Source organism: Pseudoalteromonas sp. KS88 (genome assembly GCF_004766475.1).
Lineage (GTDB): Bacteria > Pseudomonadota > Gammaproteobacteria > Enterobacterales > Alteromonadaceae > Pseudoalteromonas.
Genome location: NZ_PYHV01000001.1, coordinates 90,716 through 113,576, shown reverse-complemented (window position 1 = coordinate 113,576; position 22,861 = coordinate 90,716). Strand labels below are relative to the sequence as shown.

The following is a 22,861-nucleotide window of genomic DNA, read 5'->3' as shown; positions in this document are numbered from 1 at the left end:
AAGCGCTAGAAAAATTTTTTGGTGGTTTGATTGGCAGGACAACTTTCACTTTTATCATATAGCGCAAAACTTTTTTGGAATTGGGTTAGCTGCGCTTTTACCTGCTTATCTTATTTTATGCTATGAGCGTACGCGGATGTGGATGGTTAGTTGCTGTGTCGTATTATTTTCGATGTTGTTTCAGGGGAATATAAACGCTTTTATTTAAACCCTATAGGAATTTATCGGTTTTTACATGTGTCTCTATTTTACGGTGATATTGGTTCAATTGGTGTGTTTTTAGAAATACTTGTTTTGCCTTTTTTTTGGTTGTGGATTTTTAAGTGTATATCAAAATCTCAGTGGCAAAACAATCTCTAAGCGCTAGATTTTTTAAGCAACAATAACGAGGGAACTGTTATGGATGTAGATGATATTCGCGTGTTTATACCCTGTAAAGATTATGCAGCGTCGCAGTCTTTTTATCAGGCACTCGGCTTTAAAATGGATTATGTGACAGATGATTTATCGTTGTTTGAAAACGGCGGATGTGCCTTTTTTCTACAGCGATTTTACAATGAACAATTTGCAAAAAACTTAATGCTGCAATTATCAGTTACTGATATTAACGTGGTGTTTGAAGAGGTGAAAAAGCTAGATGAGTTTAATATTAAATTTGAACCTATTAAAACAGAGCCTTGGGGGAAAGTAATCTATCTTTGGGGACCAGCAGGTGAGCTCTGGCATATTACCGAGTTCAGCTAGTGATGGCAATTAGCTTGTAATGTATAAAAAGTCATGGTGTCAGGTATTACATATCAGGCCGCGTTTATGCATAAATATCTGTAGTTATACTGACGGGCTTTTATAACTAAACGGACTAAATTCATCCATAATAATTAGTTGATAAATTTAAAGCTGGGTTGTGTATCGTTTGTCTTGTCGATACTATTTTAATGAATAAGGTTATTAAACGAAGATGTTAGGCGAGTTTAAATTTAAACAGCGCATAGATAAAGAGTTACACATGGATCGAACTGCACCCACCTTCAATTTTTCAACCCAGCCAAAACTCACAAATGGATTAAAATACCTCGGTATATTTGGTGTTATTTACTTGGTCTTTATTTTTGTTTATAGCGTATTTTATTGGCAGTTTGTTTCCAAAATCAGCACTGATTTTATAGATCATGTTCTATGGTGGCTAAAAAACACCGGAGTGTGGTATCTTTTTGCGCCAATATGCTTGGTGTATTTTTCTTATTACTCTGGGCGTCAATCACTCATCAAATGCTTTTTGACTGTAGGTTTTCCTATGGTTTTGAGCTCTGTTATTTTGCAAATTAGCTTTGATTATAGCTATTTAAAAGCTGATCTTTTTGGTTACTTTGTGCTGTACTTGCCTAAGCAAATAGGGATTTTTATGATTACCTGTTTGTATTGGTATTTATTTGTAATGGACGATAAAAATACTGCAATTAATGTATGTGATGAACCTACCACTAAAAGCGAATACATTAACCTAGAACATAAAGGCCGCCCTTATAAACTTGATATGGAGTCTATCTGGTTTATAAAATCCGCAGGTAATTATATTGAAATAGAAAGTATACATGGGCAGTTTTTAAAAAGAAGTAGCTTGAAAAAAATACAGCTTGATGCACCTTCGTACTTTTGCCAATGCCACCGAAGTACCCTTGTAAACTTAAAACATATTTGTGCTCTCAATAATCAAGCCTCTGGACACGCGATAGCAACATTAAGTAATGGCTCTGAGATTAATATAAGCAAACGCTATAAAAATAGCATTAAAGAGCAGTTAATTGACTACCCAATAAAAGCGCGTTAACCCAACCGCTGTAAACGAGTATTGATCACTTTGTCTATCAACTTAGTTTATTGGCCCCTTAAAATGTTCATTCGTACCAAAGTCACTGTTTTTAAGGGCTGCAGCGCATACACTGCACTTCGAATTAAAACTCACAGGTACAAATTATGGCATATCAAACTCAGCAGGTTACACGTGTTTTGCACTGGTTAAGTGCATTTTTTATTATTGGTTTACTCGGATCAGGTATATATATGGCTGATGGTAATGACTATGCCTTGTATGACTGGCATAAAGCATTTGGTGTTATTGCATTTTTACTCGTTATCATTCGTCTTTATCACCGAAAAGATAATCCATGGCCATCCTCAGCAAAGGGAACGTCACACGAAAAATATGTTCAGTATATGCATCAGTTTCTATTAATAGCCTGTGTTTTAATGCCAGTATCTGGGCTTATTTACTCTGGATTAGGTGGCTTCGGCGTTGATGTTTTTGGTATTGAAGTTATTCCATCTCGCTATAACGAAAAGGCTGAAGTGCTCGCGTACAATCAAGCTGGCAGCGATCTAGGCAAAGCAGTCCATTATTACTTAGGGTATTTAATGACAGCGCTTGTCATTGTTCATGTATTTGCCGCTTTGAAGCATCACTTTATTGATAAAGATAATACGCTTAGCGCTATGATAAAAGCTAAAAACACCCATTAAAAATAACAAGGAATTTTTATGATGTACGATGACAGTAAAATTAGTTGGATTTTTAGAGTATTGCTCTGGTGTGGATTGCTTTTCACTTGCACAGTCAATGGGAAAGCGCATGTTAAAATCGATTTAACTGACACTGATGATTTCAGTGATTTAACACATTTTGGCGATGCAATAGCAGATAAACGGATTGTTTATTTAGATGAGCTGACCCATGGCGAACATGAGGTCTTTGCACTGAAATCTCGGTTAGTAAAGTATTTGCATCAACACCATGATTTTGATGCTTTAATTTTAGAAAGTGGCTTGTTTGATGTCAATGAAATAGACAAGGCCTCTCGTAACACAAAGGATAAACGAATTACGAATATGGCTGCTGGAAATATATTTTTTTCATACGCTAAAGATCCTGCTTTTTTAGATTTAATGGACTACATAGATTCGCAACGTAAAACGCATAATCCATTAGCGCTGTCAGGTTTTGATGGACGGTTAAGCGGTGAATTTTCGCTAACACGTTTTGTAAGACAGCTTGAGAAACAAGTAAAATCGATACCCGTTTCAGACTCACTCTTGGCTGAGTGGCCTATATTTTCAAAGCAATTACAAGCAACACTATCACGCAACTTTTATCACTGAATGAAATGCAAATTAAACAACACATACAAACCGGTTATGACTATATGGATGCACTTAATGGTGCGGATAAAGCCCATGAGTTTGATTCACCCAGTTATTACGCACGATTGCTAGAGGGAGTAATTCGTCTATTTGAAGTTCATTATTCTGTTCGTCGTTTTGATGAACATGATCTGGTCATGGCAAATAACATACATTGGTTACTACAAAATATTTATAAAAATCAAAAAGTCATAATATGGGGTCACTATGTGCATGTTAATCGCCAAGGCTATTTAGACTCGCGATCGAATAATGTGACCACTGCTTTGGATAAAGCCTATGGTCAGGAAAGTTACATTGTGAATTTTGCAGCCATGTCAGGGGAGTATCGTGAATTTAGAGATGGCACAATAAAGAAGATACCGCCAATTAATGATCAACATCTGGCTTATACATTTAACGATACATTTTCAGATGCGCCTCAGGCTATTTTTATACAACCCAAACAGTTTACTACCGCAAAGCAACATGGACTTCTTTTGTCTGGTCATGAATATATACCGGCGAGTTCGATTCCTGTTAACTTGTGGCGCAACCATTTTGACGGTGTGTTTTTACTAAACAAGGTATCAGCAAGCAATTGATAGGCTTGAGTATATTAATCTCATTTTAAGATCAGGTGTCTGCGCGCTATTAGCCTCTTACCTTAATGATTAATTAAAGTAAGAGGTTAATTGCTAAGCTGAAAGCTCACTTCTTACAATTGCGGCGCCTGCACTTAGAGCATTGAGTTTCGCGTTAGCAATCTGCTGGGGCAGGGGAGTCATGCCACAGTTGGTACAAGGGTAGAGTTTATTTGCATCAACATATTGCAATGCTTTACGAAGGGTATTAGCTACTTCTTCAGGTGTTTCAATGTGGTGCGTTGCAACATCAATGGCACCGACCATTACTTTTTTGCCACGAATGAGTTCGAGTAATTCCATCGGCACGTGTGAGTTGTGGCACTCAAGCGAAATGATATCAATACTTGACTGTTGTAGTTTAGGGAATGCTTCTTCGTATTGTCGCCATTCAGAGCCCAACGTTTTTTTCCAATCTGTATTGGCTTTAATACCATAGCCATAACAAATGTGTACTGCGGTTTCGCATTTTAGTCCTTCAATAGCTCTTTCCAAACAGGCAATGCCCCACGCATTTACCTCATCAAAAAATACATTAAATGCGGGTTCATCAAATTGGATGATATCGACACCTGCAGCCTCAAGCTCTTTGGCTTCTTGGTTTAGAATTTTGGCAAATTCCCATGCAAGTTTTTCACGGCTTTTATAATGCGCGTCATAGAGGGTATCAATCATGGTCATTGGGCCTGGTAGCGCCCATTTAATTGGTTGATTTGTGTGTTTACGCAAAAATTTCGCGTCTTCAACAAACACCGGTTTTTGCCGGCTAACGGGACCTACAACCGTTGGTACATTGGCATCATAGCGGTCACGAATTTTAACGGTTTGGCGTTTTTCAAAGTCAACACCATTAAGGTGTTCAATAAATGTGGTAACAAAATGCTGTCGTGTTTGTTCGCCATCACTGACAATATCAATTCCTGCTTGCTTCTGATCGAGAAGCGACAAGCGTAATGCATCGAGCTTTCCTTGAGCTAATTCGTCATCATGTAATTTCCATGGTGACCACAGAGTCTCAGGCTCACCTAGCCACAATGGTTTTGGTAAGCTGCCAGCAGTTGAAGTAGGTAATAGTGTATTCATACTTGTTTCTCAAAAATAGATTAACCCGAAGGTATTGGCCGACTATGGCTGTGAAAAATTAGCAGACCACTGCTCAAGCACATTTTGATAGGGCTTAATAAAGTGCTCATGGGCAAACTTACCTTGCTCTGTTGCTAATTGACTGCGCTCTTGTCGGTCATACACTATTTGTGTTAGCGAATGATCTTGGTTTTTTAAACTTGGGCGATACGCTTTACCTGCAGCTGCATTGGCGTTATATATCTCTGGACGATAAATCTTTTGAAATGTCTCCATAGTACTGATAGTGCTTATAAGCTCAAGACTGGTGTAGTCATTGAGTAAGTCACCAACAAAATAAAATGCCAGCGGTGCGACGGTATTTGAGGGCATGAAGTAACGCACATTCAAGCCCATTTTTTTAAAGTATTGTTCAGTTAATGAGGTGTCGTTAGGTTGATACTCAACGCCCAATACAGGGTGCTGATTCTCAGTGCGATGATAGGTTTTATTATCAGACACGCTTAAGCAAATAACTGGCGGCTTCGAGAAATTTTCCTTATAAACGGATGAATCTACAAAATATTGAAACAGTTTGCCATGCAGTTCACCAAAATTATCTGGGATGCTAAAAGTTGGCTGATCTTTATTATAATTTTGCAATAAAATACTAAAATCATAATCTCGTACATAAGACGAAAAATTATTGCCAACAATGCCTTCAATACGTTTATTGGTTGTATGGTCGATAATATAAGTCTTTAAAACTTCAATTGATGGAAAAGTTTGGCCGCTGCCTGCCACATCAATGTTGACCGAAATAATTTCAAGCTCAACTGAATACCGCTCTCCTGTGCTGTTATCCCAATTAGCTAATGCATTAAAACGATTATTTATCATTTTTAAGGCGTTGCGTAAATTTGCTTGACGATGGTGGCCACGGGCTAAGTTAGCAAAGTTGGTGGTAATGCGTGTATTGTCTGAAGGTTCATAATGCTCATCTAGATTGATACGCTTTAATGTAAATGAAAAATCTGTACTCATAATATGTGTATCCAATATTGTGTATTTCTACGAATGTAATGGTTCAACCGTCACTGTGTGACGTTGAAAGTTGCATTATTTATACGTGGATCGGTACATGAATAAAAACGGTATAATTTCACATCAAACATGAGTCATATTCATGACTTTTTATTGTAGGTGATGGCTTGGATGGTATTTATGGTTTTTCAAAAAGATTATATGTAATAAATGGTTTTAGATGGCTAGACGTTCATAGGTGGCGTGAGTTACATGCATTAGTTTCATTTCAAACATGAAGATTATTCGTCTGTTATCGTCACTATTTTTGCCAGATAAGCCAGGCTGTATTGGTATACTTTAGCTTGGGTATAGTTACCAATAATAAAAGAGACGAATGGAATGAGTGAATTAGTATCGATAGTAGTTGCTTGTGCTTTATTAGGCAGTGGAGTTGGATTTTTAGCAGGGTTATTAGGAATTGGCGGGGGGTTAGTTATTGTGCCTATTCTGAGTTGCATCTTGCTTTACTGGCAAGTACTACCTACTGAACAAGTCGTATTGGTTGCGATCGCGACGTCACTTGCGTCTATTTTATTTACGTCAACATCTTCAGCTATTGCACATCACAAAAATGGGAATGTGCCATGGGATATAGCACCCTGGATCATGTCAGGAGTTGCGCTTGGTGCACTACTTAGTGGCTTTATGGCTGCACTGCTGCCTGAACAGATTGTGCGCTGGGTATTTGCTGTCAGTGTTGTTTTAATTGGACTGAAAATGTTGTTTGGCGGTAATGCAGATTCATCAAGTTCGCACAGAATACCCAATAAATGGCTTCTTAGCGTTTATACAATGCTTACAGGTGGACTGTCGGCGATGATAGGGATAGGAGGGGGAGCTGTACTTGTGCCTTTACTGACTTTTTTCTCAATCGATATGAAAAAAGCGATCGGTTGCGCTTCTGCATGCGGTATCGTCATCGCCTTATTTGGCTCGCTTGGGTATATTAGTACAGGGAGTACTTATTTGTCATTGAATGATGGGTTTGCAGGCTTTGTCTATATACCGGCTTTAATAGGCATTATTTGTACTTCATGGTTTACGGCACCCCTTGGTGCTCGGGCAACACACTATCTACCAGTCAAAACAATCAAAAAGATATTCTCATTACTGTTGTTTGTTATGGCAGCAAATATGCTGATTAATTAAAAGCAGTTGCAGCGTATAAACATCATGTAGATAAATACGCTGCTTGTAATTGTGTCAATAAAGGGAAAAGTGGTTCTGTTGACTTTACATGTTAGCTACTAGTACCTAAGTGACCCACTTTCACTAATATAATCGTATCTTGTTCTACAAAAGGGTGGTGCTCGCTCATATGTGGACTGCGTATCCATGTGCCTTTTGGATACTGTCCATGTTCATCGCAAAATATACCACTTAAGACCAAAATCTCTTCACCACCAAAGTGCCTATGCGGGACAAAAATTTCTCCTGCGGGCCATTTAACTAAAGCAGTGTGTTCAACATCATGCTGATGTAGTGGCATAACCTGTAACCCACCTTGACCTTGTTGCCAAGGTGTCTCAAGCGTATTAATTCTTACAGTAACGCCGTCATCAGGTAGAAACTGGTTCAGCTTAACAAACAATGTACATCCTGATTCACTGAAAGGTTGATGGGCGCTGCCTGGGGGGTTACGAATATATGTTCCAGCAGGATAATCACCATGTTCATCACTAAATACACCTTCAAGGACAAAAATCTCTTCGCCGAGAGGGTGATTGTGGCTTTTAAAGTGAGAACCTGGATCATATCGCACAATGCTGGTGGCATGACCGCTTTCAGCTTCTTCTCGGGCGAGAATTTTACGTGTTACTCCCTTTAATGGGCTAGGCTGCCATGTTTGGTGTTCGCTGTTTATTACAACCTGTTGGCTGAAATCTAAATTAATATGTTGCATGGGTGCCTTATCAATAGATTCTAGTGTATATAAAAATTTTTATACGCATCAAGCTTTAGCCAAGTTCACCTCATATAATTTAGAATAGAACTCAATGTAAGCGTAGTTACACTGAGCTGAGATTTCTATTTATGTAAGCTCAATAATTTAGGCCGCCTTGACTAACTTTTTATGTATTTTTATTTTAGGTAGTCAACAACGAGTTGCGTCATTGATTCTACACCGAGTTGCAATGCTTCTTCATCTACAAAAAACTGTGGAGAATGGTTACTAGGTGCTGTTTTGGCGTTTTGATCTCGAGGAGTGACACCTAGAAAGTAGAATAACCCCGGTACTTCTAATGCATAATAACTAAAATCTTCAGCGCCTGTGATTAAATCGGTGGTTATAATATTTTCAGCCCCTGCAACGCTTGCTAATGAAGGCGTCATTTTTTCAGTGAGTTCTACATTGTTTATAGTGACAGGGTAACCATGATCGATATGAACATCTGCTTGTGCGCCTGCAGATTCCGCCACAAGCTCGGCGGTTTTGGTTAGACGCGTTTTTATATCGGCGCGCATAGCTTGATCAAATGTACGAATAGTGCCTATTAATTCCACATTATCAGGAATAATATTAGATCGAACCCCGCCATTGATAGCCCCGTAAGAGATAACAGACGGGGCTTTAGTCACATCTACCTGACGAGATGAAATTGTTTGTGTTGCCATGACAATTTGTGATGATGCTACAATTGGATCTACACCATTCCATGGTCTTGAACCATGCGTTTGACGGCCTTTTACGTTAATCGTAAAAGAATCTTCACTTGCCATTAAAGGGCCAGCACGAAATCCTATTTGATCAGTGTTGAGTGAACTGGTGACATGTAAACCAAACACGGCAGCGGGCTTTTCTTTAAACAGGCCTTCTTTTAACATTAGCTCTGCACCTCCTTCCTCACCTTTGGGGGCACCTTCTTCAGCAGGTTGAAAAACAAATAAAATATCGCCCGCTAAATCTTCTTTTATTTGTACGAGCGATTCAGCAACAGCCATTAAAATAGCAACATGGGTATCATGCCCACAAGCATGCATGACGCCGACCTCATTGCCACGGTATGTTGAGGTTTGTGTTGAAGCGAATGGAAGATCAACTTGTTCGGTTACTGGAAGGGCATCCATATCAGCGCGTAAGGCAACAAGAGGCCCTTTTTTACCGCCTTTTAATCGTGCCACAACCCCGGTATGTGCAATGCCTGTTTGCACTTCTAGACCTAACATCTTTAAATGTTTTGTAACGTATTGCGCGGTTTTAAATTCACGATTACTTAATTCTGGGTATTGGTGCAAATGTCTTCGCCATGTGATGACTTTTTCACTGACACTCAAATTAGCCTGCTTTAATGCATTATCAATATTATTTGCATAACTAGGCGCTGTCATTGCAGCAAAAAATACACTGGTATAAATAATTTTGTGTAACATGAGATTCCCTTTTATTATTGATTTATCAAAGTCAATGTAGAGTAACTTATGCTGAATGAACAGGATAAGGCGATAATTAACCAAGGTGAATGGTTTAATAACTGCGCTGTAGAGTTACAAGCCGCACTATTAGAAAACGCAAAAATTGTTACTAAAAATGCAGGAGAGGCTCTATTTTTGCGCGGTGATAGTAACTGTGGTCTGTATTGTGTTTTAAAGGGGGTCGCGCGCGTCAGTGGCGTTAATGGTGAAGGCAAGGAGGCTGTATTGAGTTTTATTCCTCAAGGTGTTTGGTTTGGTGAAGTGGCTCTTTTTGATGGTGGTACCCGTACGCATGATGTTTATGCCCAAACACCACTTCGACTCGTGCATATTACAGTGCGTTGTTTATCGCGGCTTGTAGAGCAATCTCCAATCTATTGGCGAGACTTTGGCGTTCTCTTATCACAAAAAATGCGGTTAGTTTTTTCTTCATTAGAAGATCATGCACTATTGTCTGCATTACAGAAGATATGTAAACGCCTGCTGTTGGTCGCGTCATACGATAAACAATCGTATTCGATAGTCATGTCGCAACAACAACTTGCAGATATGACTTATCTTACCAGGCAAACGGTTAATCAAATATTACAACATTTACGCCAGCAAAAGGTGATTGCGTTACATTATCAACGAATCGACATTATTGATAAACCTGGCTTATTAGCAATATCAAATCTGAACCTATAAATGAAACTTGGTGTAAAACTTGCTATGTATTCTTATCTTAATAAATACGAAAGGGAAGTTTTGCGATGGTGGGGCATTTATTTAATAATCAATACCGGGTAAAGCCTTATACAGCACCAAGTGCTGCAGAAATTCAAGTACCACCAAGACCCGTCGCACGCATCAATGAAGCGGCCAAAAATAGCCAGCCTGATATTGCCGCACAGTTAAAGTCTCCCCATTATGATAAGAGTTTTTTAGAAGAAGCTAAAGAAGCCTTGGTTTATCAACGTTTGGGCGTTGATAAAGAAAAAATTGATGAGTTAAAAGCGGCAATAGAAGATCTTGCCAAAAAAATGCAATCCAATGATGACAAAGACTTAAGCGCGCAGATGGATGCGTTACAAAAAATGTTAGAGCAGGAGTTTCAAAAAGGAAGGGAGCGCATGGACTCATTACCTGAGCATGAAAAGGGGAAAATAATTAGTGCATTGGTTTAAATTAACCTAAAGCCTGGATAATGAAACTATCTCAAGCGGCTACTTTTAACGCTACCTGCGTTGAATTTACTTACAATAGGGCTGCTATTGGCTCTTAAATTTACCTTGTGATTCCAAAAAGTCTCCGACCGGAGACGGATAAATAATCTGTTATTTATTACTCTTTAGCAGATTTCAAGCTAAGTTAGAATGTCGTGTAGCCGACATTCATACCTAATTTAATTTGTTACTCTGGATTCATGCATAATAACAAGAGAAAAATCATGAAAACACTTGAGCAGCAATTAGGTAATTATGGGCTTTATCATCGCTCAAAAAGGAATGTACTGACTCACTTTTTTGGTATACCAATGATTGTGTTTGCTGTGCTCTGTTTACTCGCCCGAATTGAACTTACTTTTACTGGGTATGAAATCAATGGTGCTCATGTATTTATTTTGGCCAGCGGAGTTTACTACTTAGTTTTGAGCCTTTCGTTAGGTTTAATAATGACAGCAATTTTAGTTGTAATGGGCTTAGCTGCAACCGTAATCTCTAAATTAAGCTTTCATGAATGGCTGATTATTAGCATCAGCTTATTTGCAATAGGTTGGATACTGCAGTTTATAGGTCATTATTTTGAAGGTAAAAAGCCCGCTTTTGTTGATGATATAGTAGGTTTAATTATTGGTCCATTGTATGTCCTTGCTGAAGCGCTTTTTTTGCTAGGCTTATATCGTGATTTAGAACAAAAAATTGAAACTATCTCGGGCTCACCTAAACCTTAATAAGCGTCATTATGAATTTTAAAAATAAAACAGTATGGATCACCGGTGCATCATCAGGTATCGGGCAAGAATTAGCGGTTCAGTTGGCACATTTAGGTGCAAATATTATTTTATCTGCGAGAAACACTGATAAATTGGAAGAAATTAAAGCGGCTTTAGATGGTGATAATCACTCTGTTATCCCATTAGACTTATCTCAACCAGAACATGTTTTTGAATACGTTAAATCAACAATGGATGAAATAGGGCGTGTTGATATCTTAATTAATAATGGCGGTGTATCGCAAAGAAGTTTGTTTTTAGAGAATGACTTTTCGGTTTATCGACAGTTAATGGAAGTCAATTATTTTGGATTAATTGCACTGACTAAAGCGGTGTTACCCTCTATGGTTGAACGTGGTTGTGGCTCTGTCGTTTCTATAAGCAGCGTTGCGGGTAAAGTGGGGTCTAAATTTCGTACCGGATACTCAGGCAGTAAGTACGCAGTGGTTGGCTTCATGGATTGCTTAAGGGCGGAAGTAGCTGATAAAAATATACATTGTTTAACTATTTGCCCAGGTTCAATAAAAACAGCAATTGCGCATAATTCACTTAATGAGCATGGCGTTGCGCAAAATAAGCCGGAGCACTCGATTGAAAATGGTATGGATGTGTCAGTTGCCGTTAAACAAATGATAGATGCGATAGCTAAACAAAAAGACGAAGTCATCGTAGGCCAAGGATTAAGCGGGCTTGCACCAACAATTAAACGGTTTTTCCCTGGTTTATTTAATCGTATAACAGCTAAAACAAATTACAGGTAACGTTTCTATATACTGTTTTGCGTAACGAGTTTTGTATTGCTGCGTTTACAGTAAATGCAGTGGATACACCCAACCCACCTTAAGGTGCGAGCGTCGTTGGAAATAAAAGCGATTTAGGTCATGGATTGATTGCAAGTAATAGTGGTGCTATTGGTAAAATCGATAAGGCAAAATAAATTGCTTTTAAACCAACCCTTTGGGCGCTCCACCGGCACTTTTTCTCAGTGTTATTCCTTCTTAAAGGGATGGTCATTCTTGCAAACTAACGCGTTGATATTAAGCCCCTGTGAAACGCTGAATTCTGCATCTTGAGGTGGTTTGGTTATAATCCTGTATTTGTGCTTGCACGCTGGGGTTATAGCACTTAAAGTGTCTACAAGTTGTAAAAGAGTAATTAAAAATGACACAAAAACAAACTCAACCTGATCAATCTAAAGAATTAACGCCCGAAGAACATGCTAAAGCACAACAAGAAAGTGCAATGTGGCAGCGTGAGTGTTTTCAAAATGCGCAAAAGCATTTAGCTGAAAAAGGTATTCTTCCGAAAACATTAATTGAAAAAGAGAGCCGTTTTATTGCTCCTTTATGTGCACTGTGGAAATTTAAAGCACAAACGGGTAAAAACTATTGGGTGATAACAGGGCGTTTACCTACAGATCATGCCCAAGATACAGCAGCTGAAAACCCGCGTGATGCGCTGCGCTATTTTTCTCTGCAATGGCAATTAAAAGCAGACCAAATCATGCAGTCTGGAAATCTGGATAAAACCCAGGTGGATTTTGCAAACTTATTAGTTAATCGTGCTCACGGTTTATATGAAATGTATGAAAGAGATCACCTTTGGGTTAACGAAGCAAGCTAGATAAGTCCAGCTTATTAAGAACTGTTGAACTTTCAAGGTGAAATTCAAAGCAGCCTGATTAGTATTTAGGCAAGGCGTCGGCTATATAGGTTGGTGTACGCCTTATAAATAGGCGATAATGCAGCATCAATGCTAAACATGCGCTGTCCTTAGGGTATTGCGTTAGCCCACTATTTTACAAACCTGGTGCCGCGATTAAATCGATACATCGATACTAGGAACAGACAAAAATAAAGCGAGCTTTGTAGCTCGCTTTTTAATGCACTAACGTGAATGGTTTGGTATCAAACTGATTTATAGGACATTGCATGCGTTGGCGCGCAATACCAGCTTCCATAAATACGATACCTTGTTGTGTGAAACCATTGCGTCTAAAACGTTCAACCTCGTTTAAAATACAATTTATACTAATATTGTTAAAGCCCTGTTGTTGAGCTAAATTAACCATATAGTTTAATAGTGACTTATATACAGACCGGTTACGATGTTCAGGTAATACCGCAATCCTACCAATTAAACCGTCATTGCATAATCTACCTGTCGCGACTGGCGATTCAGTGTCATCTGTTACGAGTACGTGTAATGCGTTATTGTCTAAGTTGTCGAACTCTATATGCTTTGGTATATGTAGTTCACATACAAAAACACGCTCTCTAATATGTTGTAATAAATCCTTTCGCGTATCCCATTCTACCTTGTCGATATGATAACTCATTGCATCTTACCTCTAACAAAACCAAATACCTTCATTTAGTAGTGTAGTAAAGGATTGAGTAAATTTTAAACTATTTTTTGAACTTTTAATTTGTTCAGCGGTCACGCTAACGTCATCAGTTAATAATTTTACTACTGCTAGGTCTGTTTTTGGCAGTAAAAAGTTTTGGCCGTTTACACTTAAAATAATTTCATTATCAGTACTTTGGTATATTGCTCTGGTGCCGCCTAAACGTTCAAAAATCTCGTCAGAATCATCTATCAATTGAGCGACTTGTTCAGTTGTATAAAGATCTTCTGGTGGCATTAAATCCATTTCATGCTTAGGTTCACTGGTTGTTTGACCTAACCATGACTTAAATAAACTATCGTCCTTTAATAATGCGCTGAGTAATTGCTTAACCTCAGTCGCTTCTGTAGTGCTAAGAAGTCCCTTTGACTCTCTGGTTTCAAGGAGCGGATCAGAGTAGCGGGTGCTGCCAGCTTCTTTATCAATCACATAATCGGCAAAGCTCGATAATAAATCCTGCTGATTCGGGGCTCTAAATCCAACAGAATAGTTAATTGCATTTTCAACCGCATAACCTTCATGGGGACAACCTGGTGGGATATATAAAATATCACCTGGTTCTAAAATACAATCAATAACAGCAGGGAATTGTTCTACCTGTAATAGTGATTTATTTTGTGCAAACTGTTTTAAATTACTGTCTGGCATACCTACACGCCAATGCCTTTTGCCTTCACCTTGTATAATAAAAACATCATATTGGTCTAAATGTGGGCCTACACCACCACCGGGCGTGGAATAGCTGATCATTAAGTCATCAATCCGCCAATTAGGAATAAATCTAAAAGGTTCAAGCATTTGTGCTGCATCTGGGTGCCAATGATCTACGGCTTGTACGAGTAAAGTGGAATGTTGCTCTGTTAATAACTCGAAATCTTCAAAAGGACCATGGTGAGCTTGCCAGTCGTTATTTTGGTTGGTGATAATACGAGATTCAATACTTTCTTCCATGGCAAGGCCTGCAAGCTCATTTGCATCAAGAGGGTCTTCAAAATCGCGAAACCCTTGTTTAATTAGCAAAGGTTTTTTCTGCCAATATTGATTTAAAAATTCTTGTTCTGACAGGGAGTTAATCGTTAATTGATACATGTTTTTCACCATTTACAAACGAATAGAGATAAAAAAAGCGAAAGGGGAGCCTTTCGCTTTTTAAATGTTTTAGCTTTTTGTTTACGCTAAATTGTCGATGAACTCTACTGCGCGGCCGATATAGTTGGCTGGCGTCAGTTTTTTCATTTCTACTTTAGCTTCTTCTGGTAAATCTAAACCATCTATAAACTCAGCCATAATTTCTTGATTAACACGTTTACCACGAGTTAAATCTTTAAGCTTTTCATAAGGTTTTTCAATGCCGTATTTACGCATAACGGTTTGAATAGGCTCAGCAAGAAGCTCCCAGTTTTGGTCAAGCTCTTCAAGTAAACGCTGCTCGTTTACTTCTAACTTGCTAACACCTTTAAGTGTAGATTGGTATGCAATTAACGCATAACCCATGCCTACACCTAAGTTACGAAGTACTGTTGAGTCAGTAAGGTCACGCTGCCAGCGTGAAACTGGCAATTTTTGAGCCAAGTGACCAAAAATTGCATTAGCAAGACCTAAGTTACCTTCTGAATTTTCAAAATCAATAGGATTAACTTTGTGCGGCATTGTAGATGAACCAATTTCACCTGCAATGGTTTTTTGCTTAAAGTGGTTAAGGGCAATATAGCCCCATGCATCACGGTCAAAATCAAGTAATACGGTATTAAAACGCGCAATCGCATCAAACAGCTCTGCAATATAATCATGAGGTTCAATCTGAGTCGTAAATGGATTGAATGTTAAGCCAAGGCTAGTTACAAATTGCTCTGCATGGTTATGCCAATCGTAATCAGGGTAAGCACTCAGGTGGGCGTTGTAGTTACCAACAGCGCCATTAATTTTACCTAGCATTTGTACTTGCGCAATTTGGTCACGTTGACGCTTTAATCGCATGTATACGTTAGCAAACTCTTTACCCATAGTAGAAGGTGTTGCTGGTTGACCGTGAGTACGGGTCATCATGGGTACAGCTTTGTACTCAATCGCTTTTTCTTTGATTGCATTCAGTAGTTGATCACAGTAAGGAAGTAATACTTCATCACGTGCTTCAGTGAGCATTAAACCATGAGACAGGTTATTGATGTCTTCTGACGTACATGCAAAGTGAATAAATTCATTAATTGCATGTAACTCGGCGTTATCAGCTACTTTTTCTTTAAGTAAGTACTCTACCGCTTTTACATCATGGTTTGTAGTACGCTCGATATCCTTTACACGTTGTGCATCGGCTTCGCTGAAGTTATCAACAATCGCGTTAAGTAAAGCATTTGCTTCGTCGCTAAATGCCGGTACTTCTTTGATGGCATCAGCAGCAGCAAGGGCTTGTAACCAACGAACTTCGACTGTTACACGGTATTTTATCAAGCCAAATTCGCTGAAAATACTGCGTAGTTCAGTGGTTTTGCTGCCATAGCGACCATCCACCGGAGAGATAGCTGTTAACGCTGAAAGCTCCATAATAACTCCTAAATTTTAGTTTTGAACGATAATTATATGTGGTTTTTAGCAATGGCGATTATTTTTCTTTTTGCAAAGAAAAAATGGCGGCGCTTACCGCCCATTTGTCGCCAAAGTACTGCACTTCGAATGCCCGCTAATAATAATGCGCGTATTTTGTGTTGTACTAATTGCTGTTTTAATAAATCAGGTTTGCCATAAACCTGAATGCGGTGCCCAAGGGGGCTAAGCACCTTTGAATATATATCTGCAAGGGCTGCGATTAATGTTGCATCAGTAATTGCAAAATGGTCTAAACGACGCTTTATATCATCAATACCTTTGCCAAGATCAGCTAAGCTACTTGATTTTGCACTTAGTGCGCGCTCAAGCTGCATTAGGCCGCCGACATACTTGACGATTTCAACATCTTTCTTCTCGCCAGCACTGAGCTGATCCAGTAAGCATTGATAACCAGCTCTAAGATTTTCAGTCCCTTGATACACGTCTTCTGGTGAATCAGGGTTAGTTACGACAATACTTGAAAGTAATTTTTCAAGGTCATAATCATTGCTACTGCCATACTGGGCAATTTTTTGTACTTGCTTGGCAATTTGACACATTGCTGCCAAAGCCATTACTTGGTTTTCTGTCATTATTTGATCACCGAGTCGATGATTCCGCCACCAAGGCATACTTCATTTGCATAAAAGACAGCTGATTGGCCTGGCGTTACGGCTTTTTGCGGCTCATCAAAAAGTACACGTGCCAAACCATCATCGCCTACAAGAAGGGTGCAGTTAATATCTTCTTGCCTGTAACGTGTTTTAACTGTGCAGCGTGTTGTGCCTTTAGGGCCGACTCTATCAACCCAATGTAATTGGTTTGCATTTAAACCATTACTATAAAGGCGAGGGTGATCTTTGCCTTGGCCTACAACAAGCACATTGCGTTCTATATCTTTATCCACAACGTACCATGGCTCACCAGAGCCTTCTTTCATGCCACCAATTAGTAAACCTTTACGTTGACCAAGTGTATGGTACATTAATCCTTCATGCTCACCGACATTATGACCCTCGGTGTCTTCAATCACACCAGGTTGTGCGGGTAAGAATTTTTGTAAAAAGTCTTTAAATTTACGTTCACCGATAAAGCAGATACCTGTGCTGTCTTTTTTATCGTGAGTAATGAGGTCTTGTTCTTCAGCAATACGGCGAACTTCAGGTTTAGCAATATCACCTACAGGAAAAAGTGTTTGTCCAATGTGCTCATGGCTTAAGGTATACAAAAAGTAGCTTTGATCTTTATTATCATCAAGGCCACGGCACATTACATATTTATCATCACGTAATTCTCGACGCACATAATGGCCTGTGGCGATATAATTAGCACCAAGTGCACCTGCTGCAAATTCAAGAAATGCTTTAAATTTTATTTCTTTGTTACACATGATATCAGGGTTCGGCGTACGGCCGGCTTTGTATTCTGCTAAAAAATACTCAAAAACATTATCCCAATACTCGGCTGCAAAATTAACAGTGTGCAGTTCTATATCAAGCTTATCGCAGACCGCTTGCGCGTCTTTTAAGTCTTCAGCAGCAGCGCAATATTCATCATTATCGTCTTCTTCCCAGTTTTTCATAAACAAGCCTTCAACTTGATAGCCTTGTTGTTTTAATAAATAAGCTGATACAGAAGAATCAACACCGCCGGACATGCCAACAATGACTTTAATGTGACTATTTTCGCTCATGGATATTTTCGCTTATACAGGTTGCTGTCATTTTATACTACTAACCACAAGAGAGAGTCAGAGTGCGAATTATAAACACTCATATAGCTTATGGCGTATGAAAGGCCGCGATTATAGCATGTAAAATAGAAGGCAAGCCACCCAAAATATCAGTTTTGTCTTGCCTAAAAAACACCAGTGAGTGATATGAGGAGGGCTCAAAAATGGAGTTGTATTGACCAGGGCAATAGTATTCTCGCAAACGGTAATTACTCGCCTTGGAGTAACTTATATTCGCCATTTTTAATATTATCTAAGGTGTATTGACCAATCTGATATCGAATTAACCGCAATGTTGGGTGACCAATGTGGGCTGTCATACGTCGCACTTGGCGGTTTCTGCCTTCAGTTAAGCTGATGCTCAACCAGCTTGTAGGAATGTTTTTGCGCTCTCTAACAGGAGGTGTGCGTGTCCATAAATGCGGTGGCTGAAGACGTTCAACTTTTGCAGGTAGTGTCATCCCGTCTTTTAACATAATGCCTTTTCGCAACATATTAATGACTTCGTCTGACGGTTCACCTTCAACTTGTACCCAATAAGTTTTGCTGGTTTTTTTATTCGGGGAAGTGAGCGCGTTTTGCAATTTACCGCAGTTAGTCAAAAGTAAAAGGCCCTCACTGTCTCTATCTAAGCGTCCTGCAGCATAGACGTGTTTAATATCAATAAAGTCAGCAAGTGTTTGGCGATTACTGTCATCAGTAAATTGACATAACACATCAAATGGTTTGTTAAACAAAACAATTTTTCGCTCACTTAAAGGGATCTGCGCTTTTATTTCTCTTTTGTTCTTTGTATTTATTGGCTGTTTGCTGGGAGAAGACAAATCTCTGTTAAAACTTCGCCCGCTGCTGCGTCTGTTCTTGGGTTTATTTGTTGTCATCATTAAATACACCGTGCTGGTTTTGGCAGTCCTGCAATTTTAGTTGCTTGCTTAGCCGGGCCTTTTGGGAAAAGCTTATAAAGATAAATACTGTTGCCTTTGTCTTCTCCAAGCGCTTTAGCCATGGCTTTAACTAACATTCTGATGGCGGGACTGGTATTGTATTCAAGATAAAAATCGCGGACAAAGTTTATAACTTCCCAATGCTGTTCAGTAAGAGCAATACTTTCTTGTTCGGCTAAAATTGGTGCAAGCTCAGGTGTCCAAAGTTGATGATCAAGAAGATAGCCTTGTTTATCTGTTTCGATTTGTTGATTTTTAAATTCTAGCATGAGTTACCAAGTTATAGACTGAGAGGAAGATAGGGTTTTTGCTACGAATATTTCATAATCGATTGCGGTATTTTGTTGCATAATTTCAATGTTACGGGCTTTAGCGTCGTCGGATAAAAGTAGAAGCTTGTCACAAAGCTGGAAATAAAGCTTCTGTGAGTAACAAGCATCCCCGACCAATAAAACAGTGTCGTTTTGTTGTATTAAGTTTACTAGACGTTCGTTATCGTAATAACTAATTGGTTTAGAAAAAATGTGTAATGTGCTCATAAATTAACAACCTGTTGTTGCGCACTAATTAATTGACTTTGAGCTTTAAAGTTTAAAGGTTTTGCATTGATTATCAGATCATTTTTACTCAGATTATAGTCAAGTAAAGACTTCTCACATACATAGATATTTTCAACGTCATAAATTTCTAATGTTTTTATACTTTTAAAATAATTTTTCAGCCCTAAAGATTCAGGGTTTTGATTTTCTTTTAATGCAAGAACAGCAGGGCCAGTAAATAACCAGCTTATATTTTGTTCAATAGCAGCAAATATGAGTGTCATGTCTAGAGCATCTCGAATATGCATATCATCAAAAGGGCTATGTTGACTTAATACAAGGACGTTAATCATTTAAATTGCACCCATTTATCAGCTTCACTGGCGAGCATCGCAAATTCGGCAAGGCCTGCAACGGTAAATAAATTCGTGGCTGCAATATTAAGACCACGCTTTTCAGCCGCAGTAATACACAGCATAAGTTTAATACCGCGTTGATGTAGCGTTTGCCAAAGGTTTGCAATAGCAAGCTCATCTGTTGCTAAATTAATGTCTTCGCTGGCATGGTACACGCCTTGTTGATATAAAAAAATAGTATCAACGCTATGCCCTTGTTCTAGACAAGTGGTTGCAAATTTGAATAGTCGTTGAGTGGTGTCGTGATCTGACGGTGCGCAGTGTAATGAAAGTACAAATCGTGCCAAAACATATCCAATAAAAAAGCCCCTAAAGAGGGGCTATTTTAACAGAACTTTTTAATTAGTCATTATTTGCGCCAAGTAGAGCAAGTAATGAAGTAAATAAGTTATATACGCTCAGGTATAAAGAAACAGTTGCGCGGATATAATTTGTTTCGCCGCCGTTAATAATACGGCTAGTATCAAACAAAATAAGTCCAGACATAATTAATACTACAGCTGCATTAAGCACCATAAACATTAAAGAACTGCCAATAAAAATATTAACAATACTTGCAACTATAACAACGATTAAGCCAACCGTTAAAAAACCACCCATAAAAGAAAAATCTTTTTTGGTATTCAGAGCATAAGCTGAAAGACCTAGGAAAATTAATGCTGTAGAACCTAGCGCTTGCATGATAAGCATAGAGCCATTAGGCATTGCTGCATAGTGGTTTAAAAGTGGGCCTAAACCGGCACCCATTAAACCTGTAAAAGCAAATACCCAAGCTACGCCTGATGCGCTATCGGCTTTTTTGTTGACTACAAAGAGTAAGCCAAACGAAATAAGTGTGAAAACTAACCCCATAAAATAAGGTAGTTGTAATGCCATTGATATACCAGCCGTCACTGCACTAAATGCTAATGTCATGGCCAGTAAGAAATAGGTATTTTTAAGTACCTTGTTTGTTTCAATGGTCGACATAACCGGTTTAGCGGTATTGTACGAATGATTAAATGCCATTGTAGAGCTCCTTTAAGTGAAACTTGTTGTAGTTCCGATAATTAACTAGAGTTAGATTATCAAGAGTTACATATTTGGGCAAATGTTTGTACTTCAATAGACCATTAAATAAATATAAAAGTTCCCATTTGTCTGATAATTCGACTGGTTTGTGTGAAGAGTGTGCAAATTAATTGTTTTTTAAGCACTTGAAAAGTTTTTTGCAAAAAAAGCTTCACAAAGAGCACGGGTTTATCTATTATGCACGCCGTCGGAGAGATGGCAGAGTGGTCGAATGCACCGGTCTTGAAAACCGGCAGGGGTTTGTAGCCCCTCTAGGGTTCAAATCCCTATCTCTCCACCACCTAATTTAAAATAGTTATGAGTACACTCTTACTCGTAACTTATAGCAGTTTCGGAGAGATGGCAGAGTGGCCGAATGCACCGGTCTTGAAAACCGGCAGGGGTTTGTAGCCCCTCTAGGGTTCAAATCCCTATCTCTCCACCATATATAAAAACCCGCTATCAGCGGGTTTTTTTATGTCTTGTGAAAAATAATTACGACCATAGTCTCTGTTTCGAAGTAGCAAAACATCATGCATGATTAACTTAAATACTTTTTATATCTAGGACGCTTAATGAAACATAGGCTTGCAAAGAGCGTTGCATTGTCGCTACTTTCTCCCATTATCATCGGTAGTTTGTTAGGTGCTTATTACGCACTAACCTTAAATGGTGATTCGATCACAATCTTTTTTAATTTGCTCATGAGTGCAATTGCCAATGCCCATATCGTCGGCTTAACGATGGCAGCATTTGTTGTACCTGGATATTTGTTGATGTTTAAATATGCCAAAGTGAATTATTCGGGTGTGCTTACACTCGGGTTACTCGGTGGCGCTATTTTTAGTTATTTGCTTAGTGCAACGCAAGGAATGGTCTTTTTAGTGAATACCTCAATGTCTGCTGTTGCCGCTGGTTTATTTTTATATGGATTAAGAAAAGCAAGTTTAAAAAAGACTGAGCGCCAATAGTGGAAATAATAACCAAGCCTGCTGAAAATTAGCGTAAATTATCTTTTTTTGACTTGAAAAGGTTTCAATTATTGGCCACAAAGAGTACCTTTAACTACTGTATGTTTGATAAGAAGTAGTTTGGTATGCAAAAGCAAGAATTTTACCAGTCATTAGTTAAACAAACTGAGTCGCTAATTACTGGTGAGACAAACATTATAGCTAATATGGCTAACATTAGTGCGTTACTTTTTACATCATTAGACGATGTAAATTGGGCGGGCTTTTATCTAATGGATTCTCCATCAGAATTAGTACTCGGTCCGTTCCAAGGCAATCCAGCGTGTATACGTATTCCTGTAGGAAAAGGGGTCTGTGGAACAGCTGCTGCGACTGCAAAAACTCAACTTGTTGAAGATGTGCATGCATTTGCAGGTCATATAGCCTGTGATGCTGCTTCAAACTCTGAAATAGTAATACCGATCCTTAAAAACGGTAAAGTGTTTGCTGTTTTAGATATTGACAGCCCGAGTATTGCTCGCTTCAGTAGCGACGATCAAAAAGGTCTTGAAGCATTAGCTGCCTGTTTTGAGGCAACGCTTGCATGAAAGACTTATTAAATGTACAGGATTATCTGTTTGCCATTGCTGATGTTGGTGATTGGGAAGGGGATGAAGAACACGTAGCGGAAACGCTAAACGATTTGATTCATATTGCTTGGGAACGTCTTCCAGATGACCTTGAATGTGAATTAATCGATGAAATTATTAATGGTATTTGGGAACACCTTCGTGGCGATATGGCGCTGGTTGAGGCTGAGTTCGAAGAGTTGACCGACTGGGTAACACACTATGTCGATTCGTCAATTGACGAAAAGATGTAACA

29 protein-coding genes and 2 tRNA genes are annotated in these 22,861 nt (G+C 38.8%); 16 read left to right on the top strand and 15 right to left on the bottom strand.

The window, feature by feature from the left end; all coding sequences use genetic code 11:
- Positions 1-399 precede the first annotated feature (399 nt).
- The 5 genes from C7Y70_RS00485 to C7Y70_RS00465 all read left to right on the top strand — a co-directional run bounded on the left by C7Y70_RS00485 (position 400) and on the right by C7Y70_RS00465 (position 3,779).
- Complete coding sequence (locus C7Y70_RS00485) at positions 400-744, top strand: VOC family protein (RefSeq protein ID WP_135473013.1); 345 nt, start codon at positions 400-402, stop codon at positions 742-744.
- 262 nt (positions 745-1,006) lie between these two features.
- Positions 1,007-1,828 (top strand): LytTR family DNA-binding domain-containing protein, encoded by an 822-nt coding sequence (locus C7Y70_RS00480; protein WP_167850776.1) that lies wholly within the window; start codon positions 1,007-1,009, stop codon positions 1,826-1,828.
- 146 nt (positions 1,829-1,974) lie between these two features.
- The gene (locus C7Y70_RS00475; protein ID WP_099294061.1) at positions 1,975-2,517 is read left to right on the top strand and encodes a cytochrome b; all 543 of its coding nucleotides are present in this window, start codon (positions 1,975-1,977) and stop codon (positions 2,515-2,517) included.
- An 18-nt stretch (positions 2,518-2,535) separates the two neighbouring features.
- Positions 2,536-3,153, top strand: a complete 618-nt coding sequence (locus C7Y70_RS00470) for a hypothetical protein (RefSeq protein ID WP_135473011.1) — start codon at positions 2,536-2,538, stop codon at positions 3,151-3,153.
- Between the two features lie 5 nt (positions 3,154-3,158).
- The gene (locus tag C7Y70_RS00465; protein ID WP_135473010.1) at positions 3,159-3,779 is read left to right on the top strand and encodes an erythromycin esterase family protein; all 621 of its coding nucleotides are present in this window, start codon (positions 3,159-3,161) and stop codon (positions 3,777-3,779) included.
- A 93-nt stretch (positions 3,780-3,872) separates the two neighbouring features.
- Here C7Y70_RS00465 and C7Y70_RS00460 read toward each other — a convergent pair whose 3' ends face one another.
- Both C7Y70_RS00460 and C7Y70_RS00455 read right to left on the bottom strand, forming a co-directional pair.
- Positions 3,873-4,901, bottom strand: a complete 1,029-nt coding sequence (locus C7Y70_RS00460) for a methionine synthase (protein WP_135473009.1) — start codon at positions 4,899-4,901, stop codon at positions 3,873-3,875.
- Positions 4,902-4,943: 42 nt separating this feature from the next.
- On the bottom strand, positions 4,944-5,924 hold the full coding sequence (locus tag C7Y70_RS00455; protein WP_135473008.1) for a DUF1852 domain-containing protein: 981 nt from the start codon (positions 5,922-5,924) through the stop codon (positions 4,944-4,946).
- A 381-nt stretch (positions 5,925-6,305) separates the two neighbouring features.
- Here C7Y70_RS00455 and C7Y70_RS00450 point away from each other — a divergent pair, with 381 nt between their 5' ends.
- Positions 6,306-7,115, top strand: coding sequence for a sulfite exporter TauE/SafE family protein (locus C7Y70_RS00450; RefSeq protein ID WP_135473007.1), 810 nt, complete (start codon positions 6,306-6,308; stop codon positions 7,113-7,115).
- Positions 7,116-7,206: 91 nt separating this feature from the next.
- Here C7Y70_RS00450 and C7Y70_RS00445 read toward each other — a convergent pair whose 3' ends face one another.
- Both C7Y70_RS00445 and C7Y70_RS00440 read right to left on the bottom strand, forming a co-directional pair.
- Entirely contained in the window at positions 7,207-7,869 is a 663-nt protein-coding gene (locus C7Y70_RS00445) for a cupin domain-containing protein (protein ID WP_135473006.1), read from the bottom strand.
- A gap of 179 nt (positions 7,870-8,048) precedes the next feature.
- The gene (locus C7Y70_RS00440; RefSeq protein WP_135473005.1) at positions 8,049-9,338 is read right to left on the bottom strand and encodes an amidohydrolase; all 1,290 of its coding nucleotides are present in this window, start codon (positions 9,336-9,338) and stop codon (positions 8,049-8,051) included.
- A gap of 48 nt (positions 9,339-9,386) precedes the next feature.
- Here C7Y70_RS00440 and C7Y70_RS00435 point away from each other — a divergent pair, with 48 nt between their 5' ends.
- The 5 genes from C7Y70_RS00435 (at position 9,387) to C7Y70_RS00415 (ending at position 12,978) form a co-directional block, all read left to right on the top strand.
- A complete protein-coding gene (locus C7Y70_RS00435) occupies positions 9,387-10,067 on the top strand; it encodes a Crp/Fnr family transcriptional regulator (protein WP_237113947.1) in 681 nt (226 codons plus the stop codon).
- A gap of 65 nt (positions 10,068-10,132) precedes the next feature.
- Positions 10,133-10,546, top strand: coding sequence for a hypothetical protein (locus tag C7Y70_RS00430; RefSeq protein WP_135473004.1), 414 nt, complete (start codon positions 10,133-10,135; stop codon positions 10,544-10,546).
- Between the two features lie 263 nt (positions 10,547-10,809).
- On the top strand, positions 10,810-11,313 hold the full coding sequence (locus tag C7Y70_RS00425; protein ID WP_135473003.1) for an Mpo1-like protein: 504 nt from the start codon (positions 10,810-10,812) through the stop codon (positions 11,311-11,313).
- An 11-nt stretch (positions 11,314-11,324) separates the two neighbouring features.
- On the top strand, positions 11,325-12,116 hold the full coding sequence (locus C7Y70_RS00420) for an SDR family oxidoreductase (protein WP_135473002.1): 792 nt from the start codon (positions 11,325-11,327) through the stop codon (positions 12,114-12,116).
- Positions 12,117-12,516: 400 nt separating this feature from the next.
- A complete protein-coding gene (locus tag C7Y70_RS00415) occupies positions 12,517-12,978 on the top strand; it encodes a DUF4826 family protein (protein ID WP_099294040.1) in 462 nt (153 codons plus the stop codon).
- Positions 12,979-13,234: 256 nt separating this feature from the next.
- Here C7Y70_RS00415 and C7Y70_RS00410 read toward each other — a convergent pair whose 3' ends face one another.
- The 11 genes from C7Y70_RS00410 to C7Y70_RS00360 form a co-directional block, all read right to left on the bottom strand.
- Positions 13,235-13,693: a GNAT family N-acetyltransferase gene (locus C7Y70_RS00410; protein ID WP_099294038.1), complete on the bottom strand. Its 459-nt coding sequence runs from the start codon at positions 13,691-13,693 to the stop codon at positions 13,235-13,237.
- Positions 13,694-13,705: 12 nt separating this feature from the next.
- A complete protein-coding gene (locus C7Y70_RS00405; protein WP_135473001.1) occupies positions 13,706-14,851 on the bottom strand; it encodes a cupin domain-containing protein in 1,146 nt (381 codons plus the stop codon).
- An 81-nt stretch (positions 14,852-14,932) separates the two neighbouring features.
- Positions 14,933-16,303: an adenylosuccinate lyase gene (purB, locus tag C7Y70_RS00400; protein WP_099294034.1), complete on the bottom strand. Its 1,371-nt coding sequence runs from the start codon at positions 16,301-16,303 to the stop codon at positions 14,933-14,935.
- A 32-nt stretch (positions 16,304-16,335) separates the two neighbouring features.
- Positions 16,336-16,938 carry a high frequency lysogenization protein HflD gene (gene hflD / locus C7Y70_RS00395; protein ID WP_099294032.1) on the bottom strand — a complete coding sequence of 201 codons (603 nt, stop codon included), beginning with the start codon at positions 16,936-16,938 and terminating at the stop codon, positions 16,336-16,338.
- A complete protein-coding gene (gene mnmA / locus C7Y70_RS00390; protein ID WP_135473000.1) occupies positions 16,938-18,038 on the bottom strand; it encodes a tRNA 2-thiouridine(34) synthase MnmA in 1,101 nt (366 codons plus the stop codon). Before mnmA ends, hflD begins: the two co-directional genes overlap by 1 nt.
- Before the next feature lie 248 nt (positions 18,039-18,286).
- Positions 18,287-18,961: a pseudouridine synthase gene (locus tag C7Y70_RS00385; RefSeq protein ID WP_135472999.1), complete on the bottom strand. Its 675-nt coding sequence runs from the start codon at positions 18,959-18,961 to the stop codon at positions 18,287-18,289.
- Complete coding sequence (locus C7Y70_RS00380) at positions 18,961-19,290, bottom strand: TusE/DsrC/DsvC family sulfur relay protein (RefSeq protein ID WP_099294026.1); 330 nt, start codon at positions 19,288-19,290, stop codon at positions 18,961-18,963. The genes C7Y70_RS00385 and C7Y70_RS00380 overlap by 1 nt, the downstream gene beginning before the upstream one ends.
- 3 nt (positions 19,291-19,293) lie before the next feature.
- Positions 19,294-19,560, bottom strand: coding sequence for a DsrH/TusB family sulfur metabolism protein (locus C7Y70_RS00375; RefSeq protein ID WP_099294024.1), 267 nt, complete (start codon positions 19,558-19,560; stop codon positions 19,294-19,296).
- Positions 19,557-19,913 carry a sulfurtransferase complex subunit TusC gene (tusC, locus tag C7Y70_RS00370; protein WP_099294022.1) on the bottom strand — a complete coding sequence of 119 codons (357 nt, stop codon included), beginning with the start codon at positions 19,911-19,913 and terminating at the stop codon, positions 19,557-19,559. The genes C7Y70_RS00375 and tusC overlap by 4 nt, the downstream gene beginning before the upstream one ends.
- Positions 19,910-20,263 carry a sulfurtransferase complex subunit TusD gene (tusD, locus tag C7Y70_RS00365; RefSeq protein WP_099294020.1) on the bottom strand — a complete coding sequence of 118 codons (354 nt, stop codon included), beginning with the start codon at positions 20,261-20,263 and terminating at the stop codon, positions 19,910-19,912. The genes tusC and tusD overlap by 4 nt, the downstream gene beginning before the upstream one ends.
- Positions 20,264-20,318: 55 nt before the next feature.
- Positions 20,319-20,984 carry a Bax inhibitor-1/YccA family protein gene (locus C7Y70_RS00360; RefSeq protein WP_135472998.1) on the bottom strand — a complete coding sequence of 222 codons (666 nt, stop codon included), beginning with the start codon at positions 20,982-20,984 and terminating at the stop codon, positions 20,319-20,321.
- A 252-nt stretch (positions 20,985-21,236) separates the two neighbouring features.
- On the opposite strand from C7Y70_RS00360, the gene C7Y70_RS00355 reads away from it, so the two are divergent.
- From C7Y70_RS00355 to C7Y70_RS00335, 5 genes are all read left to right on the top strand, one after another.
- A tRNA-Ser gene (locus C7Y70_RS00355) sits at positions 21,237-21,327 on the top strand.
- A gap of 53 nt (positions 21,328-21,380) precedes the next feature.
- Positions 21,381-21,471 (top strand) — tRNA-Ser (locus C7Y70_RS00350).
- A 130-nt stretch (positions 21,472-21,601) separates the two neighbouring features.
- A complete protein-coding gene (locus tag C7Y70_RS00345; protein ID WP_099294016.1) occupies positions 21,602-21,997 on the top strand; it encodes a hypothetical protein in 396 nt (131 codons plus the stop codon).
- A 125-nt stretch (positions 21,998-22,122) separates the two neighbouring features.
- Positions 22,123-22,584: a GAF domain-containing protein gene (locus C7Y70_RS00340; RefSeq protein ID WP_099294014.1), complete on the top strand. Its 462-nt coding sequence runs from the start codon at positions 22,123-22,125 to the stop codon at positions 22,582-22,584.
- Positions 22,581-22,859: a hypothetical protein gene (locus C7Y70_RS00335; protein ID WP_099294012.1), complete on the top strand. Its 279-nt coding sequence runs from the start codon at positions 22,581-22,583 to the stop codon at positions 22,857-22,859. The genes C7Y70_RS00340 and C7Y70_RS00335 overlap by 4 nt, the downstream gene beginning before the upstream one ends.
- The last annotated feature ends 2 nt before the right edge of the window (positions 22,860-22,861 follow it).